Genomic DNA, 16,069 nt, shown 5'->3' with positions numbered 1-16,069 from the left:
GGCAGGGAGGCATCCATTACATCTCCAGGTAGTCCAAGTTTTCCGCCGCACCCCCAAACTGGCTCAGTTTCCGGTCGGCGCCAACAAGTTTGGGCTGGGCGATGCCGTCGGCCACGCCGATGCGCAGCGGCGCGCGGTAGCGGGCATCGGTCAACCGAACGATGCGCTGGGTGCGCTCCAGCCGAATGAAGAGTTTGTGGGCCTCCTTGAGCAGACGTACGCCGGCTGGTGTGAGGCGCAGCTTGCGCGGCATGCGCATGAACAACTGCACGCCCAGTTGGTCTTCCAGATCGCGGATGGTGCGCGACAGCGGTGTCGGGTCAATGTGGATACGCTCGGCAGCGCGGCGGAAGTTGAGTTCCTCAGCGACTGCAATGAAGTAGCGAAGGTGGCGCAGCTCAATCATTCGAGACCAGTGCGGACTAGTGCTGGACTATGAGGACAGCGAAACGAACACCTCGTGATGGAACTTCGTGATTCACAGGCAAGTAGGTCCGAATTCCCCAAGAACCAGGAATTCATACTTGACAGTAAGAGCTTCCCTACACATCGTTCCCGTCAGTACATAGCGGTTGGCAGTGCACTCACGCTCTCGGCGCCGTCGACGATGCTGTCGCGCAGGCCCAGCGCCTTGTTCAGGATGTGCTCGGCGTAAAAGCGTGCGGTCACGACCTTGGCCTGCATGAAAGCGACGTCGGTCCCGGCCTTCGCCAGGTCTTCGGCGACGAGCAGCGAGCGGGCCAGTTGCCAGCCGGCGACCAGGCTGCCGGCCAGCATCAGGTAGGGCACGCTGCCTGCGAACACCGCGTTGGGCGACGCTTTGGTCTGGCCCGCGACGAACTCAACCACCTCGACGAAGGCTTCGCGTGCGGCCCTCAGGCGCTTGGCCACGGCATGTGCGTCGGCGCTGTCGCGCTTCGCGAGTTCGGCCTCGGTCGTCTCGATCTGTGCGGCGATCGCCTTGGCCGTGCGGCCGCCGTCGCGCGCGGTCTTGCGGCCGACCAGGTCGTTGGCCTGGATCGCCGTCGTGCCTTCGTAGATGGTCAGGATCTTCGCGTCGCGGTAGTACTGCGCCGCGCCGGTCTCCTCGATGAAGCCCATGCCGCCGTGCACCTGCACGCCCAGCGAGGTCACTTCCAGGCTCATCTCGGTGCTGTAGCCCTTGACCAGCGGCACCATGAATTCGTAGAAGGCCTGGTTCTGCTTGCGCGCGTCGGCATCGGGATGGTGGTGCGAGGCGTCGTAGGCCGCGGCGGCCACCGAGGCCATCGCGCGACAGCCTTCGGTGTAGGCGCGCATCGTCATCAGCATGCGCTTGACGTCGGGGTGGTGGATGATCGCCGCGCTGCCGTTGATCGAGCCGTCGACCGGGCGGCTCTGCACGCGGTCCTTGGCGTAGGCGACGGCATGCTGGTAGGCGCGCTCGGCGATCGCGATGCCCTGCATGCCCACCGCATAGCGGGCCGAGTTCATCATGATGAACATGTACTCGAGGCCGCGGTTCTCCTGGCCCACGAGGTAGCCGACCGCACCGCCGTGGTCGCCGTACTGCAGCACGGCCGTGGGCGAGGCCTTGATGCCCATCTTGTGCTCGATGCTCACGCAGTGCACATCGTTGCGAGCGCCCAGCGAGCCATCCTTCTCGACCATGAACTTGGGCACCACGAACAGGCTGATGCCCTTCACGCCCTCGGGCGCGCCGCTCACGCGGGCCAGCAACAGGTGCACGATGTTCTCGGCCATGTCGTGCTCACCGTAGGTGATGAAGATCTTGGTGCCGAAGACCTTGTAGGTGCCGTCGGGCTGCGGCTCAGCACGGCTGCGCACCAGCGCCAGGTCGCTGCCGGCCTGCGGCTCGGTGAGGTTCATCGTGCCGGTCCACTGGCCGCTCACCAGCTTCTCGAGGTACAGCGCCTTGAGTTCGTCCGAGCCCGCCGTCAACAGCGCTTCGATCGCGCCATCGCTGAGCAACGGGCACAGCGCGAAGCTCATGTTGGCCGAGTTGAGCATCTCGCCGCAGGCCGCGCCGATGGTCTTGGGCAGGCCCTGCCCGCCGAAGTCCGCGGGGTGCTGCAGGCCCTGCCAGCCGCTGGCGGCGTACTGCGCGAAGGCCTCCTTGAAGCCGGGCGTGGTGGTGACCACACCGTCCTTGAACGAGGACGGGTTGCGGTCGCCCGCCACGTTGAGCGGCGCGATCACGTCCTGATTTAAGCGCGCGCATTCCTCGAGCACCGCCTGTGCGGTGTCCAGGCCCGCGTCCTCGAAGCCGGGCAGCTTGGCGATCTCTTCGATGCGGGCCAGGTGTTCGATGTCGAACAGCATGTCCTTGAGGGGGGCGGTATAGCTCATCTCATTGCTGCCTTTAAAAGCAGTTCCAAATTACTCGGTGAAAACAAGTCGCGTGCGGATCGTCCGATCAGCCGGCTCCAATTTCTTTTTCCATCTTTTCCTTCTTTTCATGCGCATCGACGAGCTGTGCCAGAAGCCTCATGAACTCGGCGCGATCTTCGGGCGACAGCGGTTCAATCAGCAACTCCTGGGAGCGGTGAATGCTTTCCTGCAGATCGTTGATCAGGTTGAGCCCATCCGTCGTGATCACCGAGAGTCTTGACCGGCGATCGTCCGGATTGACGCGGGTTTCAACCAAGCCCTTGTCACCAAGACGTTTGAGCACTTCTGCAGTCGTCGTGCGGTCGAGCGACAGTTCCCGACCGATCGCTTTCTGATCCAGCCAGGGGTTCATCGAAAGCGCCGTCAGCATGCCGACCTGAAGCGGTGTGATGCTTTCCGACTTGCAGAGATCGAAGAAGATCGCCTGTCCGATCTGCGTCAGCCTGCGGATGAGGAAACCCGGCCGGCGCCACATGACCTGGCGCAATGGATTGAACGGCTCCAGGATCGGATGCTTTGCCACATCGGCTGAGCCGACCGTCTTTTTTTGAGCGGGGGAACGCTTTGTCATCATCTCGAGATCGCTGAAGGTGTCAGCCGACGAGTTTATCGACTCCCCTGTCTGTGAAACGGAGCAAGACACGCTTCGGATTGCGCTAACGCAGATCGAGCTTCAGGTAATCGCCGAGCAAGCGATAGAAATCTTCTTCGTCATCCCACGGGATCATGTGCCCGGCGTTCGACGCCGTGCATTGCGACAACCCGGGCGCAAGAGACCCGATCTCGGCAAGGTCCTCCGGCAGCATCACCCCTCCCCGGCCTGCCGCCATCAGAAGCCCGGGCGTCTTTAATTGGGGGAGATCGGCGTGGATGTCGTCCTCGTGGAAGCCGGCGTGCGCCTGGACGATGGCATCCGGGTCGCAGGTATGGAGCCATTCGGCCCTGAGGCGCAATTGGTCGTCCGTCCACGTGGGTGCATAGGGGCGAAGCTCTTCGGCCGTGATGCCCTTGAGCGCCATCTGGATGGAATCGACATACCAGGCCAGCGGAACCGGATAAGGACGCCGGCCCGGGCCGGACACCGGCGGATCGACGAGCAGCAGCCTCGCCATCCGTCCCGGATCGCGCGCAGCGGCTCGAATCGCCACGCGGGCACCCATCGAGTGGCCCAGCACCGTCACCGACGACCACTGCAGCACGTTCAGCAGGTCCAGCACATCAGCCGCCATGGCATCGAGGCTCGCGACCATGCCCGGCGCGCTGAAGGACAGGCCTCGCCCCCGGAAATCAAGCACATGAACATCGAAATGGCGAGCCAACCGCTCTGCGACGAAGCCCCAGGTGATGGCGGGACTCGTGATGCCGGGCAACAGCAGCAGGCGAGGACCCTGCCCTCCATAGCGCAGAAGATGCAGCCGCACCCCGTTCGCACGGACGTGATAGCCAAGAAGAAAGGAACTCATTCGGACGCCCTCGGCGGCTTGCCGAACCAGCCGCGGAAGCGGTTCCAGAGCACGCTCCACATCATCCCGGCGACAGACACCGTGGGTTGCGGCTCGTCGGTCACAACCGTTTGGCCGCCCAGCCTTCGCGTGATCTGCTTTCCGAAGTCTGCGACCATGCGTCGCACGAAGTCCTTCACGAGTCCGGAGCGCGAGAACTGCGCGAGTGGACCCTGCAGCGCATAGATCATGTCTACGTGCACACGGGTGCTGTCGGCCGTCAGGGCTTCCAGCCGATAGGTGATGTCGCCCTGGGTGCGTGACTTGCTCAGGCTGTCCTGGCCGGCACCGCGCAGGACCGCGCGCCTCGCGGCGTCGTCGCGCTCCAGCCGCGCAGCGCCTGCGAATGCCGCCGACATCGGACCGAACTTGATCGCGATGGTGCCCTTGACACGCTCTCCTTCGTATGAGTCGATGGTCGCACCGGGCAGGCAAGAGGCCACCGCAGGCAGGTCTCCCATGAACTTCCACACCTGGTCTTCCGGATAAGGCACGTCGAAATGCACTTCGATGGCGTTGCCCTTGGCCTTGGCCTTGGCCATCGCGGCGGGATCGACCTCTGCCATCTCCGCGGACGCCGCAGATTCCGCCGCGGCCTGCCTGGCGGCGGCAACCGCGAGCGGCTGCGCCTGGCTCGGCGCCGTGGCCGGGCGCGGTGCAATAGTTCGCGGGGCACCCAGTGCATGCCGCAGCTTTTCGACTTGTGCGTCCGGGGTGTCGCGCTGCTGCTGCAGCACATCGAGAATGGCGTCCACGATGCCCTGGTAGCCGGTGCAACGGCACAGGTTGCCGGAGAGTTCGAGGCGCACGCGCGCTTCGTCGGCCTGGGGCAGACGCAGGACGATGTCGCGCGCCGTGGTAAGCATTCCGGGTGTGCAGAAGCCGCACTGCAGCGCGTGATGCCGCGTGAACGCCGGGCGCAGCCGCTGCATCACCGCATCATCGTCGTAGCCTTCGATGGTGGTGACTTCCTGGCCCTCGCACGCCACGGCGAAGGTGATGCATGAGCGCGTCGGCTGGCCGTTGACGAGCACCGTGCATGCGCCGCAAACGCCATGCTCGCAGCCAAGATGGGTACCTGTCAGGCGCAGTTCGTCGCGCAGGAAGTCACCAAGATGCGTCCGTGGTTCCGCGTGCCGGCTGAAGCCGCGGCCATTGACCTGAATAGCGATGGGGATCAAGTCTGTTACTCCGCTGGCTTGTGGTTGGAAAAAACACCCGACTGCGCCAGGGCGCGCTCGACGCAGGCCGTGAAGAGCTTTCGGTCGATGCCGTCGCGATCAGGCAGCGCCCGGCCTACGGCCGCGCCCACCTTGTCGCGCTTCGCGGCTTGCGCGCCCTTGCTTGCAACTTCCGCCGCGAATTCGTTCAACAGGATCGGCGGCCCGTCAGCCGCCCCCAGCACCACGCGCGCACGGTTGCGCGAAACATCGAAATACACCGCGGCGCTGGCCTCGGCAAATTCGCCAGGCTTGCGGCAGACCTTGTGATAACCCCAGCGCGTGGCCGGCGTCTCGCACGGCACGTGGACGGCCACGATCAACTCATCGGACTCGAGCACAGTCGTATAGGCTCCGAGCATCACGCCATCCGCCTCGATCGTGCGTTCGCCGCGCGGCGACCTGAGCACGATGCGTGCACCGAGCGCGGCGAGCGTGACGACCCAGTCCGCGGCAGGATCTGCATGCGCCAGGCTACCTCCGACAGTGCCGCGGCTGCGGATCGCCCGGTAGGCGATACCGGCCGCGACCTGACGCATGGGATGCGCCGCCAGCGGCGGGTGCACGCCATCTTCGATCTCGGCATGTGTGACTGCCGCACCGATCTCGATCCACTCGCCCTTGCGACTGACTGCGCGCAACGCTGCGATGCCGGCGATGTCAACCACCTGCGCCGGTCGCGCAAGTCTCAAATTGAGCATTGGGCCGAAGGACTGGCTCCCACTCATCGCCTTTGCCATGCCGCCGCCCCTGGCCAGCACCTCGATCGCCTCATCCACGCCGAGCACTCGCGTGTACTCAAATTTCGCGGCCTTCATTTGACGAGCTCCTGTTGCGGCTTCGCGCTCTCGAGGGCCTTGAGCAGGCGCCGCGGTGTCAGAGGCGTCATCAGCACCTCGGCCGCGCCCGTGCCTCGCAATGCGTCGTTCACGGCGTTGAAGATCACCGCGGGCGGCGCGATGGCGCCTCCCTCCCCCACGCCCTTCGCGCCGAATTCGGTGTGAGGCGACGGTGTCTCGAAGTGCTCGATGCGGATGCGAGGCACTTCCGTGGCGCCAGGCAGGATGTAGTCGGCCAGCGTGGAAGCCAGCGGCTGGCCTTGGTCGTCGTACGGGCTCTCTTCGTACATCGCGGTGCCGATGCCCTGCGCGATGCCGCCGATGGTTTGGCCCTCTACGATCATCGGATTGACCATGGTGCCGCAATCCTCGACCACGACGTAGTCGAGGATCTCGACCTCGCCTGTCTGCGTGTCGACCGCGACGACGACGGCATGGGTCGCATACGTAAAGGTACCGGTGTCGACTTTGGGCTTGTACGCACGCGAAACCTCCAGGCCACCAAGATGCACGTTCTCGGGCAGGTCCTGCGGCGTGAGGTACCACGCGCCACCCACCTGGGACAGCGGAATCGACTTTTCTCCGGCCACGGCGAACCCTTCTACCAACGCGACGGTCTGCGGATCCACGCCCATGAGATAGGCGGCGATCGACTGGATGCGGGGCAGCAGTTCCTTGCACGCGGTCGCGATGGCGCCTCCCGACATGACGGTCGCCCGGGATGCGTAGGTGCCCGATGAGAAGGGCGTGAGCGCGGTGTCGCCATGCACGACCCGGATACGCGCAACGGGAATGCCGAGCACATCGTTGGCGATCTGCGCGAAACTGGTCTCCATGCCCTGGCCATGCGAGTGCACGCCGACGCGCACTTCGAGCCCGCCGTCCGCGGTCATCCGCACCACCGCCTGATCAAAACCGGGCACCACCGGAAGACCCCAGTTGGCGAACACCGTCGTGCCGTGCGCGGACTGCTCGGTATAAGTGGCCGTGCCGAACCCGATCCGGCGTCCGTCCGGCTCTCCCCGGGTTTGACGCTCACGCACGGCAGCCACTCCGACCATCTCGACGGCGCGGCGAAGGCTCGCGGGAAAGTCGCCGCTGTCGAAGTGCTTGTTGGCCACGTTGACGTAGGGCATGGCATCGGCCGGCACGAGGTTGTCCATGCGAACCTCCCACGGTTCCCGGCCCACTTCGCGCGCCACGGCATCCATCAGAAGTTCGATTGCAAAACAGACACCGGTGCGCGCCACGCCGCGGTAAGCCATGAAGCCCGGCTTATTGGTCGCGACACACAAGGTCTCGCATCGGTAGCCACGGAAGGTGTACGGACCGGGCAGGTTGCCGATCGCTTGACCAGGCTCCAGGCCCACGAAGAACGGATAGTACGAATAGGCGCCGCCGTCGATGGTGATGACAGCGTCCAACGCCAGGAGCTTGCCCGTGCGGTCCGCGTAGGCAGTGAGCTTGTAGTGATGCTGCCGCGTGTTGGCACCGACGATCAGATGCTCGCGCCGATCCTCAAGATAGCGAAATGGGGTTCGGTACGTCTTGGCCAGCCAGGCAATGCACAGATCTTCGGGGTACAGCTGCCCTTTATAGCCAAAGGCGCCTCCCACGTCGGGGGACACCACACGCACCGCCTCCTCGTTCATCGAGAGGTGCTGGGCGATGCCGACGCGCAGCAAATGCGGAACCTGCGTCGCACTGACGACCACAAGTTGATCGGCCTGGAAGTCCCAGTAGGCCAGCACCGACTTTCCCTCCAGCGGCACGATGCACTGGCGCGACAGCTCGACGGTGCGACTAACTTTCACCTCCGCCTTCGCGGCAAGTTCATCGAAGTCGCGATTGGCCCGCAGCGTGAGAAAGACATTGTCTTTCCACCCAGGATGAAGGAAGTCTCCCGTCGCCGCAAGAGAAGACTCGGCGCCGTGGTAGACGGGCAGCTCGTCATAGGAAACCTGAACCTCTTCGAGCAGGTCTTCTGCCACTGCACGCGTTGGCGCAACGGCCATGGCGATCGCCTCTCCCACGTGCCGGACCTTGCCCGAAGCCAGCGGCGGCAAGGCCGAGTACTGGTATGTGGGCAGCGAAGACGGCGAACCGATGTCCGCCGCGTCCGTCATCATCTCGCGCACGAAGATCTTCCCCGCATGCTCCTGCGGAATCTCGACACCCGTGATGGTGGCGTGCGCCAGCGGGCTGCGCAGGAAGGCGACCTCCTGCAGACCAGGCAGCACGAAGTCGCCCACGAAATTGCCTTTGCCAACCATGTGGCGCGCGTCTTCCTTGCGAGGCACACGGGCGCCGATGCCCTCGGGCTTAAGAACTCTCGCCGGGATGTCTGCCTGGTTCATGCGTTTCCTTCTGCTTGACTGATTGTTCCCGGGCGCCGCTCGGGATGTGCGGCATCGTCCGAGGTCAGGACTTCATGCGTATTTGTGACAGTACACGTTCATAAGTATAGGCCTGCTTGTCACGCGCGTGAAGACGGTGGTTGATGATGAAAACCCTGATCCATCCATCTCCCCGATTCGGTGCACTTTAGCGCCTATACGCACTGTTTCCGACCTTGTCATACAGGCATCTCCATCCACTCTGGTGCAACTCCAACAAGTACAAACCCGCACTTGAAAAAAGAATTCGACCGCCCTAATATGACAGTTCACTGAGTATTTATTTCAGTTCTCTGAACGACAGGATAGAAGCCCATGGATTGGATCAAGGTCGCCTCGGCGCAAGAGCTGAGCAACGATGAAGCGAAGACCGTCGATGTCGCTGGCTATGGGGTTGCGCTGTACCGGATCGACGACGAATTCTTTGCCACCGACAGCATGTGCACTCATGCCACCGCGCTGCTGTCGGAGGGCTACGTGGAAGACGGTTGTGTCGAATGCCCGCTGCACCAGGCCCGCTTCGACATTCGCACGGGCAAGGCGATGTGCGCGCCGGCCACCGTGGATCTGCGCACCCACACCGTAAAGCGGGAGGGCGATCACATCTACGTGCTGTCGCCCGCTGGCAAATGACATCGCGCGGCATCGTCATCGTCGGTGCGGGCCAGTCGGCGGCCGTTGCGGCACACGCCCTGCGCGAGCACGGCTATAGCGGGCGCATCACGATGGTGGGCCGGGAGCGCCACAGGCCGTATGAGCGCCCTCTGTTGTCGAAGGCCGTCCTGGTGGCTGCGGAGGCGCCCAGGCTCGACGTGCTCACCGACGACGCCTGGACACGCAGCGACGTCGAACTGCTGAGCGGCAGCGAAGCGGTTGCACTGGATCTCCAGCGGCAGCATGTCCGTCTTGCGGACGGGCGGATACTCGCGTACGAGTCCTGCCTGATCGCCACCGGCGGTGAGGCCACCACGCTGGCGTGCGTGCCGGCCGGCCGCGCGGGCGTGCACTACATCCGCACGCTGGACGACGCGCATCGGCTGCGCACCGCACTCCAGGCAAAGCCGCAGGTCGCGGTTCTTGGCGGTGGATTCCTCGGCCTCGAGGTCGCAAACTCGGCGCTGTCCGCGGGCGCCTCGGTGACGGTGCTCGAACGCGCGCCATCACTGCTAGATCGCTTCGTGCCGCCGCAGGCGTCTGAATGGCTCGAAGCGAAGTTGCACGCAGCGGGCGCCAGGCTCCTGCTCGGCGCTTCCTGCAGTGGCGTCCATTCATTGCCGCAAGGCCGGTTGCGCTTGAGCACCAGCACCGGTGATCTCGAAGTGGACGAGGTGGTCATCGCCATCGGCTTGTCTCCGAACGACGCGCTGGCGCGCGATGCGGGGCTGAAGACGGCAGCAGGCAGCGGCATTTTGGTCGACGCGTCTTGCCGCACGAGCAACGCGCACGTGTTCGCATGCGGCGACTGCACCAGCCAGCGCCGTGCCGGACAGGCGGCGCCGACGCGCCTCGAATCCTGGCAGAACGCGAACGAGCAGGGGCGCACTGCCGCTGCCGCCATGCTCGGCCTGCCTCTTCCCGCACCCGCGGTGCCGTGGTTCTGGACTGACCAGGGCAAACACAACATCCAGATGCTGGGCCTGCCGGCCAGCGATCTGGAATACGTGCGCCGTGGTAGCCCGGCCAACGACAAAGTGCTATGGATCGGCCATCGGGACTGCGTGCCGGTGCACGGCGTCGCAATCAACGCAGGCGCCGATCTGCGGGCCGTTCGCCCGCTCTTCGAACGCGGGCGGCGCGTGCAGTGGGACGACTTCGCACTGGACGCTACCAACCTTCGGACATGGGCCAAGCAGATGCAAGCCGACGTCGCGAGCACCACTTAAACCACCTCTCTCAAAGCTAAGGAGCTTTCATGTATCAATCGCAGGCGGTCATCGGCATCACGAATGCCCGGAAGAATCCGCCCTTGGAGCAATGCGTCTGGCCCGCAGACGCCATGAACAACATTCCGGACTGGGTCTACACCAGCCAGGCGAACTATGACCAGGAGATCGAGCGCATCTTTCGGGGGGACACCTGGAACTTTGTCGCCCTGGAAGCGGAGATTCCCAACCCCGGCGACTACAAGCGTGGTTACGTGGGCGCCACGGCCGTCGTGATCGTGCGCGCGGAGGACGACACGATCTCCGTCTTCGAAAACCGCTGTGCCCATCGCGGCGCGGAGTTCTGTCGCGCCAGCCAGGGCAACACGAAGGAGTTCGTCTGCCCCTACCACCAGTGGTCATACGACCTCAAGGGCAACCTGCAGGGGGTCCCGTTCAAGCGAGGCATCAACAAGGTGGGCGGCATGCCGGCGGACTTCAAGAACGCCGACCACGGCACCCGCCAGCTGCGCGTAGCCACCCGCAACGGCGTGGTGTTTGCCACCTACTCCGACAAGACCCCTCCGCTGGAGGAGTACATGACGAAGGAGATCGTCGAGGAGTTCGACGTTCCGTTCTCGGGCAAGAAGCTAAAGATCCTCGGCTACTGCCGCAACGAGCTCCCGTGTAACTGGAAGATGTACCACGAGAACCTCAAGGATCCGTACCACGCGACGCTGCTGCATTCGTTTCTCGTGGTGTTCGGTCTGCTGGTCCCCGGCATCAAGTCGATCGTCTTTGCGGACAAGGTGCATGGCCGGCACGGCTTCATGGCGTCGGCCAAGCCGGACGAGATCTACGCTACGGTCGCCGACGACGACAAGGCGCAAATGCGCTCCTTCAGCGACAACCTTCGGTTGCGCGACGAACGGTTCCTCGACTACGTGCGAGAGTTCAAGTCGCCCTGGTCCGCCAACATGATGACCATGTGGCCGAACCTCATCGTGCAGCGCCAGATGAACACGATGGGCGTGCGCCAGATCATTCCGAACGGCCCGAACAGCATGGTGATGCAGTGGACGATGTTCGGGTACGAGGACGACACGCCGGAGATGACACGGCACCGCCTTCGCCAGGGCAACCTCATGGGCCCGGCCGGCTTCCTGGGCCTCGAGGACAACGAGGCTTTGAAGTTCGTGCAGGAAGGCCTGCGCAACTCTTCCACGGACAACAACGTCGTGAAGCTTGATGCCGGCCACCAGGGCACGACACGCAATCTCATCTCCGAGTCCTGCATCCGCTCCCTCTACCAGTATTACCGGGACGTGATGGATGTCCGTGTCGCGGAGAAAGCAGCATGAAGGATCGCCTCGCCTACGCCAAGACCACCATCTCGCCGCGACGCGCGGCTGAACTGCGCGCCGAGATCGAGTCGTTTCACGTCGAGTACTGCGCGGTCCTGGATGCGAACGACGTGGAACGCTGGCCGGACTTCTTCAGCCAGGAAGCGACGTACCGCGTGACATCGCGCCAGAACGCGCTCTTGAACATGCCCGTGGGACTCATCTACTGCGAAGGCCTGGACATGATCATCGACCGCGCCCTCGCCGTCGCGCACTCGCAGATGTTCGCGCCGCGGCACATGCTGCATGTGCTGGGGATTGCCCGCGTACTGGAAGAGACGGAAAACACGATCAGTTCCCAGACGCCCTTCATCCTCATGCAGACCCTTGTGGAGGGCCCATCGACGGTGCATCTGGCCGGGGTCTACCACGACCGCTTCGTGCGCGAAGGCGACCGGCTGCTGCTTGCCAGCCGTGAAGTGATCCACGACACCGAAATTCTCGACACCGCCTTGGCGTACCCGGTCTGAGGCCACCCAGGAAGACTATGAATCAAACTCCCAAAATCGCACTGGAAGAACACTTCTCGGCCCCAGGGTTCGACGCGTACTCCTCCCCCTACACGCGGGCGCTTCCCGCCGCATTCGTCGCCAAGCTCGACGCTCGGCTGACCGACTTCGACGACCAGCGCCTCTCGGAAATGGACGCAGGCAACATCGAGTACGTCGTGCTATCGCAGACCATGCCCGGCGTACAGGCCGAGGTGGATCGCGACACCGCCATCCGCCGGGCGCGCGAGAACAACGAGTTCCTCGTCGAGCGTGTCTCGCGCCATCCGCAGCGCTTCGGTGCCTTCGCCCACGTGGCCATGCAGGATCCGGCCGCCGCGGCCAAGGAGCTGGAGCGCACCGTGGTCGAACACGGTTTCAAGGGCGCGATGATCAACGGCCACACCCTCGGCCGATATTACGAAGGTGCCGCATTCGATGTGTTCTGGGAGCGCGCAGAGGCGCTAGGCGTACCCATCTACTTGCATCCCAACGCGTTCAGCCAAGCACCGGCTCTGCTCGAAGGCATGCCGGTGCTCCAGGGCGCAGCCTGGGGATGGGGCGTCGAGACAGCGGGCCATGCGTTGCGCCTGCTGTTCGGCGGGGTGTTCGACCGCTTCCCGCGCTTGACCCTGGTGTTGGGCCACATGGGCGAGGCCCTGCCGTACCAGCGCTGGCGCATCGACAGCCGCTTCGCCGCGTATCCATCGGGCATCACGCTGGCGCGCAAGCCCAGCGAGTACATCGGCAGCAACATCCTGATCACCACGTCGGGCGTGTGCTCCGCACCGGCGTTGCTGGGCGCCATTGGCGAGCTCGGGGCACAGGCCGTGCTCTTCTCGGTGGACTACCCCTACGAGTCGACCGCCGAGGCCTGCGACTTCATCGAAGCCGCCCCGCTGGACGACAAGACGCGGGCACAGGTGTGCCATGGCAATGCGCGCCGGCTCTTCAAGCTGGGCAGCCCGGAAGACCTGGCGCTGCTTCAGTTCTGACACTCACTCGAAAGGAAAAAAGATGGCAGTCAGCGACTATCAGATGATCAGGGCGTGGGACGAAGTCCTGAAGCTCAGCAAAGTGGAGCGCGGCCAGACCGTCTCCATTCTGTGCGGCCCCCACACACACCCGCAGACACTCCAGACGGCGACGATCGCCGCGCAGGCCGCGGGCGCGATCGTGACCCGGATCGAGCTGCAACCCATCAACGCGGAGAAAGCAACCAGCCGCGACCGGATGAACTATCTGGGTGAAACACCGCTCACGAACAATCCAGTCGCACTCGCTGCAATGAAAAATAGCGATCTCGTCCTTGACTTGATGGTTCTCCTGTTCTCTCCAGAGCAACTGGAAATTCTAGAGTCCGGAACAAAGATTCTTTTGGTCGCGGAGCCGCCCGAGGTACTGGTGCGAGCGATTCCTACTGAGGACGATCGCAAGCGCGTCTTGGATGCATCGAAGCTTCTCAAAAAGGCTAAAAAGATGCACGTGACGTCGGCGGCTGGAACGGATGTGACGTTCCAGCTCGGCGAATTTCCCGTCATCACGGAGTACGGTTTCTGCGAGGAACCCGGGCGCTGGGACCACTGGCCGAGCGGCTTCCTCTTCACTTTCGCCAACGAAGGCGGCAGCGACGGAACCATCGTGATCGATCGCGGCGACATCCTACTGCCACAGAGGAACTACGTCTCGGACAAGATCACATTGAACTTGCGCGACGGTTTCGTGCGCAGCATTGAAGGTGATGTCGATGCCGCCATGCTGCGCGAGTTTATGGAGGCCTACAAGGATCCCGAAGCCTACGCTATCGCGCACATCGGCTGGGGAATGCAGCCCCGTTGCTACTGGCACACGTTGTCGCTGATGGACCGCGAGGCGACAACTGGTCAAGATGCGCGCGCGTTCGAAGGTAACTTCCTGTTTTCCCTGGGCCCGAACAACGAGGCTGGTGGCTCCCGCACCACGCCTTGCCACCTCGACATTCCGCTGCGCAATTGCACGGTGGCGCTGGACGGCACCGTCGTGGTCCGCGACGGCAAGGTGATCGACGAGGCCTTCCAATGAGCTTCGATCAGGCTATCTACCAGAAGCAAGGATTCGGCAATGCCGTCGCGCCGCTGGCGCCCTACGGCCTGCTAATCATCGACTTCGTCAATGGTTTCGCCGATCCGCTCGCCTTCGGTGGCGGCAACATCGCCGACGCGATCGAAAGCACACGCGGGCTTCTCGACAAAGCGCGACAGCGCCAATGGCCGATCGTGCACACGCGGGTGGTGTACCAGGACGATGGTGCCGACGCCAACATCTTCGCGCTCAAGGTGCCCCCCATCCTTGCCTTGCGTGAGGATGCGCCGGAAAGCCAGATCGTGCCTCAACTGCAGCCGGAGGCCGGGGAACTGGTGCTGCGCAAGACCAGCCCCTCGGCCTTCTTTGGGACTTCGCTGGCCGCCTGGTTGTCCCTGCGCGGCGTACGCACGCTACTGATTGCCGGGTGCACGACAAGCGGCTGCGTGCGCGCCAGCGTGGTCGACGCGATGTGCCACGGGTTCCGCCCGCTCGTCGTGACCGACTGCGTGGGCGACCGTTCGCTGCAGGCCCACGACGCCAACCTGTTCGACATGAATCAGAAATACGCGACCTTGATGGCCCGCGACGTCGCCCTCGAAGCGACCGGCAAGGCAGCAGACATCGCGCCGGTCTGATACGCCGTTCGGAGCTCCGCCAACTCATTCGACCCTCCGGTGCTCACTGCACCGGCCACGCCCCACTACCTGGATAGAACAATGACCATCAAATTTGTTGCCGCCCTGGCGGTTTCCCTCGCGACGATCTCCTTTCAGTCCCGTGCCGACGTCATCAAGGTGGGCGTCATCGCGCCGATGTCCGGGCCGTTTTCGGTCGTGGGGCAAACCTGGGAGGGTGCGACCAAGGCCTATCAGAAGCTCAACGGCACGACCGTGGGCAAGCACACGATCGAAGTCGTCTACCGCGACCTTCCCGAGATCAACCCTGCGCAGGCCAAGGCGCTGGCACAGGAACTGATCGTCAAGGAAGGTGCGCAGTACATCGCTGGCCTTTACTTCACGCCCGACACCCTGGCCGTGGCTGCGCTCGCGCAGGAGGCCAAAGTACCGGTCGTGATCTTCAACGCATCCACGTCGTCGCTGCTCGACAAGTCTGACTTCCTGCTGCGCACTTCATACACCCTGCCGCAGATGGCGGTGCCCGTGGCCAAGTACGCTCTCGAGAAAAGCGTCCGCAATGTCGTCACGCTGGTTAGCGACTTCGGTCCTGGCCTGGACGCCGAGAAATCCTTCACTACGGCCTTCATCGGCGGCGGCGGCAAGCTGCTCGAGGCCATCCGCGCGCCGTTGAAGACAACCGATTTCGGTCCGCTGATGCAGCGCGTGAAGGCGCTCAAGCCCGATGCCCTCTACGTCTTCGCCCCGGGTGGCCCTTCGACCTATGCGATGGTCAAGGCCTACAACGAGGCCGGCCTCAGAACTGCCGGCGTGCGCTTTCTCGGCACCGCCGAGACCGATGAGGACCAGCTGCGGGCCATCGGCCCAGAGCTTCTCGGCATCGAGACCGGCATGTTCTATTCGGCCACGCACAACTCGGCGCTGAACAACGCCCTCATCAAGGCATTCGGCGAGGTTGCACCTAAGGCTATTCCGACCGTTCAGCTCGCCAACGCCTACGACGGCCTCCACGTGATCTATCGCATGGTCCAGGCCACCGATGGGCAGCGCGATGGGGTCAAGGCGCTCGCCAGCGCCAAGGGGTACGCGTGGGAGAGTCCGCGAGGCCCGGTGAAGATCGACCCGACTTCCCGCGAGTTCGTGCAAAACGTCTACATGCGCGTGGTCGAGAAAGACCCGTCAGGGCGCTTCGTGAACCGCGAATTCCGCACGTTCGAGATGCAGCCCGATTACGGCCGCACCCAGAACGTGTCCAAGTAACGCAGAGCC

Annotated in this window: 15 protein-coding genes; 8 read left to right on the top strand and 7 right to left on the bottom strand. The window is 63.8% G+C overall.

Going from position 1 to position 16,069, the window contains the following annotated elements:
• Positions 1-16 precede the first annotated feature (16 nt).
• The 7 genes from QRN67_RS30005 to QRN67_RS29975 form a co-directional block, all read right to left on the bottom strand.
• Positions 17-406, bottom strand: coding sequence for a LysR family transcriptional regulator (locus QRN67_RS30005; protein WP_285414785.1), 390 nt, complete (start codon positions 404-406; stop codon positions 17-19).
• Positions 407-558: 152 nt separating this feature from the next.
• Positions 559-2,349 (bottom strand): acyl-CoA dehydrogenase, encoded by a 1,791-nt coding sequence (locus tag QRN67_RS30000; protein WP_285414784.1) that lies wholly within the window; start codon positions 2,347-2,349, stop codon positions 559-561.
• Positions 2,350-2,416: 67 nt separating this feature from the next.
• A complete protein-coding gene (locus tag QRN67_RS29995) occupies positions 2,417-2,965 on the bottom strand; it encodes a MarR family winged helix-turn-helix transcriptional regulator (RefSeq protein ID WP_350226971.1) in 549 nt (182 codons plus the stop codon).
• An 82-nt stretch (positions 2,966-3,047) separates the two neighbouring features.
• Positions 3,048-3,854 carry an alpha/beta fold hydrolase gene (locus tag QRN67_RS29990; RefSeq protein WP_106937792.1) on the bottom strand — a complete coding sequence of 269 codons (807 nt, stop codon included), beginning with the start codon at positions 3,852-3,854 and terminating at the stop codon, positions 3,048-3,050.
• Entirely contained in the window at positions 3,851-5,074 is a 1,224-nt protein-coding gene (locus tag QRN67_RS29985) for a xanthine dehydrogenase family Fe-S subunit (RefSeq protein WP_285414782.1), read from the bottom strand. Before QRN67_RS29985 ends, QRN67_RS29990 begins: the two co-directional genes overlap by 4 nt.
• A gap of 5 nt (positions 5,075-5,079) precedes the next feature.
• Positions 5,080-5,931, bottom strand: coding sequence for an FAD binding domain-containing protein (locus QRN67_RS29980; protein ID WP_285414781.1), 852 nt, complete (start codon positions 5,929-5,931; stop codon positions 5,080-5,082).
• Entirely contained in the window at positions 5,928-8,309 is a 2,382-nt protein-coding gene (locus QRN67_RS29975) for a xanthine dehydrogenase family protein molybdopterin-binding subunit (protein WP_081270284.1), read from the bottom strand. Before QRN67_RS29975 ends, QRN67_RS29980 begins: the two co-directional genes overlap by 4 nt.
• A gap of 354 nt (positions 8,310-8,663) precedes the next feature.
• Here QRN67_RS29975 and QRN67_RS29970 point away from each other — a divergent pair, with 354 nt between their 5' ends.
• From QRN67_RS29970 to QRN67_RS29935, 8 genes are all read left to right on the top strand, one after another.
• Positions 8,664-8,981, top strand: a complete 318-nt coding sequence (locus tag QRN67_RS29970; RefSeq protein ID WP_081270285.1) for a non-heme iron oxygenase ferredoxin subunit — start codon at positions 8,664-8,666, stop codon at positions 8,979-8,981.
• Positions 8,978-10,231: an NAD(P)/FAD-dependent oxidoreductase gene (locus tag QRN67_RS29965; protein ID WP_285414780.1), complete on the top strand. Its 1,254-nt coding sequence runs from the start codon at positions 8,978-8,980 to the stop codon at positions 10,229-10,231. The genes QRN67_RS29970 and QRN67_RS29965 overlap by 4 nt, the downstream gene beginning before the upstream one ends.
• A 29-nt stretch (positions 10,232-10,260) precedes the next feature.
• The gene (locus QRN67_RS29960; protein WP_081270287.1) at positions 10,261-11,571 is read left to right on the top strand and encodes an aromatic ring-hydroxylating oxygenase subunit alpha; all 1,311 of its coding nucleotides are present in this window, start codon (positions 10,261-10,263) and stop codon (positions 11,569-11,571) included.
• Positions 11,568-12,083, top strand: a complete 516-nt coding sequence (locus tag QRN67_RS29955; RefSeq protein WP_081270288.1) for an aromatic-ring-hydroxylating dioxygenase subunit beta — start codon at positions 11,568-11,570, stop codon at positions 12,081-12,083. Before QRN67_RS29960 ends, QRN67_RS29955 begins: the two co-directional genes overlap by 4 nt.
• A gap of 17 nt (positions 12,084-12,100) precedes the next feature.
• Positions 12,101-13,096, top strand: a complete 996-nt coding sequence (locus QRN67_RS29950; protein ID WP_081270289.1) for an amidohydrolase family protein — start codon at positions 12,101-12,103, stop codon at positions 13,094-13,096.
• A 22-nt stretch (positions 13,097-13,118) separates the two neighbouring features.
• Positions 13,119-14,162, top strand: a complete 1,044-nt coding sequence (locus QRN67_RS29945) for a 2,5-dihydroxypyridine 5,6-dioxygenase NicX family protein (RefSeq protein ID WP_081270290.1) — start codon at positions 13,119-13,121, stop codon at positions 14,160-14,162.
• Positions 14,159-14,800 carry an isochorismatase family protein gene (locus QRN67_RS29940; RefSeq protein WP_285414779.1) on the top strand — a complete coding sequence of 214 codons (642 nt, stop codon included), beginning with the start codon at positions 14,159-14,161 and terminating at the stop codon, positions 14,798-14,800. The genes QRN67_RS29945 and QRN67_RS29940 overlap by 4 nt, the downstream gene beginning before the upstream one ends.
• A gap of 81 nt (positions 14,801-14,881) precedes the next feature.
• Entirely contained in the window at positions 14,882-16,060 is a 1,179-nt protein-coding gene (locus QRN67_RS29935) for an ABC transporter substrate-binding protein (RefSeq protein ID WP_081270292.1), read from the top strand.
• The last annotated feature ends 9 nt before the right edge of the window (positions 16,061-16,069 follow it).

Origin of the sequence: Variovorax sp. efr-133-TYG-130 (genome assembly GCF_030208835.1) — a bacterium.
GTDB lineage: Bacteria > Pseudomonadota > Gammaproteobacteria > Burkholderiales > Burkholderiaceae_C > Variovorax.
This window is presented reverse-complemented; position numbering and strand designations above follow the sequence as displayed.

Bases quoted from the DNA above. Each gene is read 5' to 3' on its own strand.
- QRN67_RS30005 (WP_285414785.1), bottom strand. From the start codon at position 406: ATGATTGAGCTGCGCCACCTTCGCTACTTCATTGCAGTCGCTGAGGAA.
- QRN67_RS30000 (WP_285414784.1), bottom strand. From the start codon at position 2,349: ATGAGCTATACCGCCCCCCTCAAGGACATGCTGTTCGACATCGAACAC.
- QRN67_RS29995 (WP_350226971.1), bottom strand. From the start codon at position 2,965: ATGATGACAAAGCGTTCCCCCGCTCAAAAAAAGACGGTCGGCTCAGCC.
- QRN67_RS29990 (WP_106937792.1), bottom strand. From the start codon at position 3,854: ATGAGTTCCTTTCTTCTTGGCTATCACGTCCGTGCGAACGGGGTGCGG.
- QRN67_RS29980 (WP_285414781.1), bottom strand. From the start codon at position 5,931: ATGAAGGCCGCGAAATTTGAGTACACGCGAGTGCTCGGCGTGGATGAG.
- QRN67_RS29975 (WP_081270284.1), bottom strand. From the start codon at position 8,309: ATGAACCAGGCAGACATCCCGGCGAGAGTTCTTAAGCCCGAGGGCATC.
- QRN67_RS29970 (WP_081270285.1), top strand. From the start codon at position 8,664: ATGGATTGGATCAAGGTCGCCTCGGCGCAAGAGCTGAGCAACGATGAA.
- QRN67_RS29965 (WP_285414780.1), top strand. From the start codon at position 8,978: ATGACATCGCGCGGCATCGTCATCGTCGGTGCGGGCCAGTCGGCGGCC.
- QRN67_RS29960 (WP_081270287.1), top strand. From the start codon at position 10,261: ATGTATCAATCGCAGGCGGTCATCGGCATCACGAATGCCCGGAAGAAT.
- QRN67_RS29955 (WP_081270288.1), top strand. From the start codon at position 11,568: ATGAAGGATCGCCTCGCCTACGCCAAGACCACCATCTCGCCGCGACGC.
- QRN67_RS29950 (WP_081270289.1), top strand. From the start codon at position 12,101: ATGAATCAAACTCCCAAAATCGCACTGGAAGAACACTTCTCGGCCCCA.
- QRN67_RS29945 (WP_081270290.1), top strand. From the start codon at position 13,119: ATGGCAGTCAGCGACTATCAGATGATCAGGGCGTGGGACGAAGTCCTG.
- QRN67_RS29940 (WP_285414779.1), top strand. From the start codon at position 14,159: ATGAGCTTCGATCAGGCTATCTACCAGAAGCAAGGATTCGGCAATGCC.
- QRN67_RS29935 (WP_081270292.1), top strand. From the start codon at position 14,882: ATGACCATCAAATTTGTTGCCGCCCTGGCGGTTTCCCTCGCGACGATC.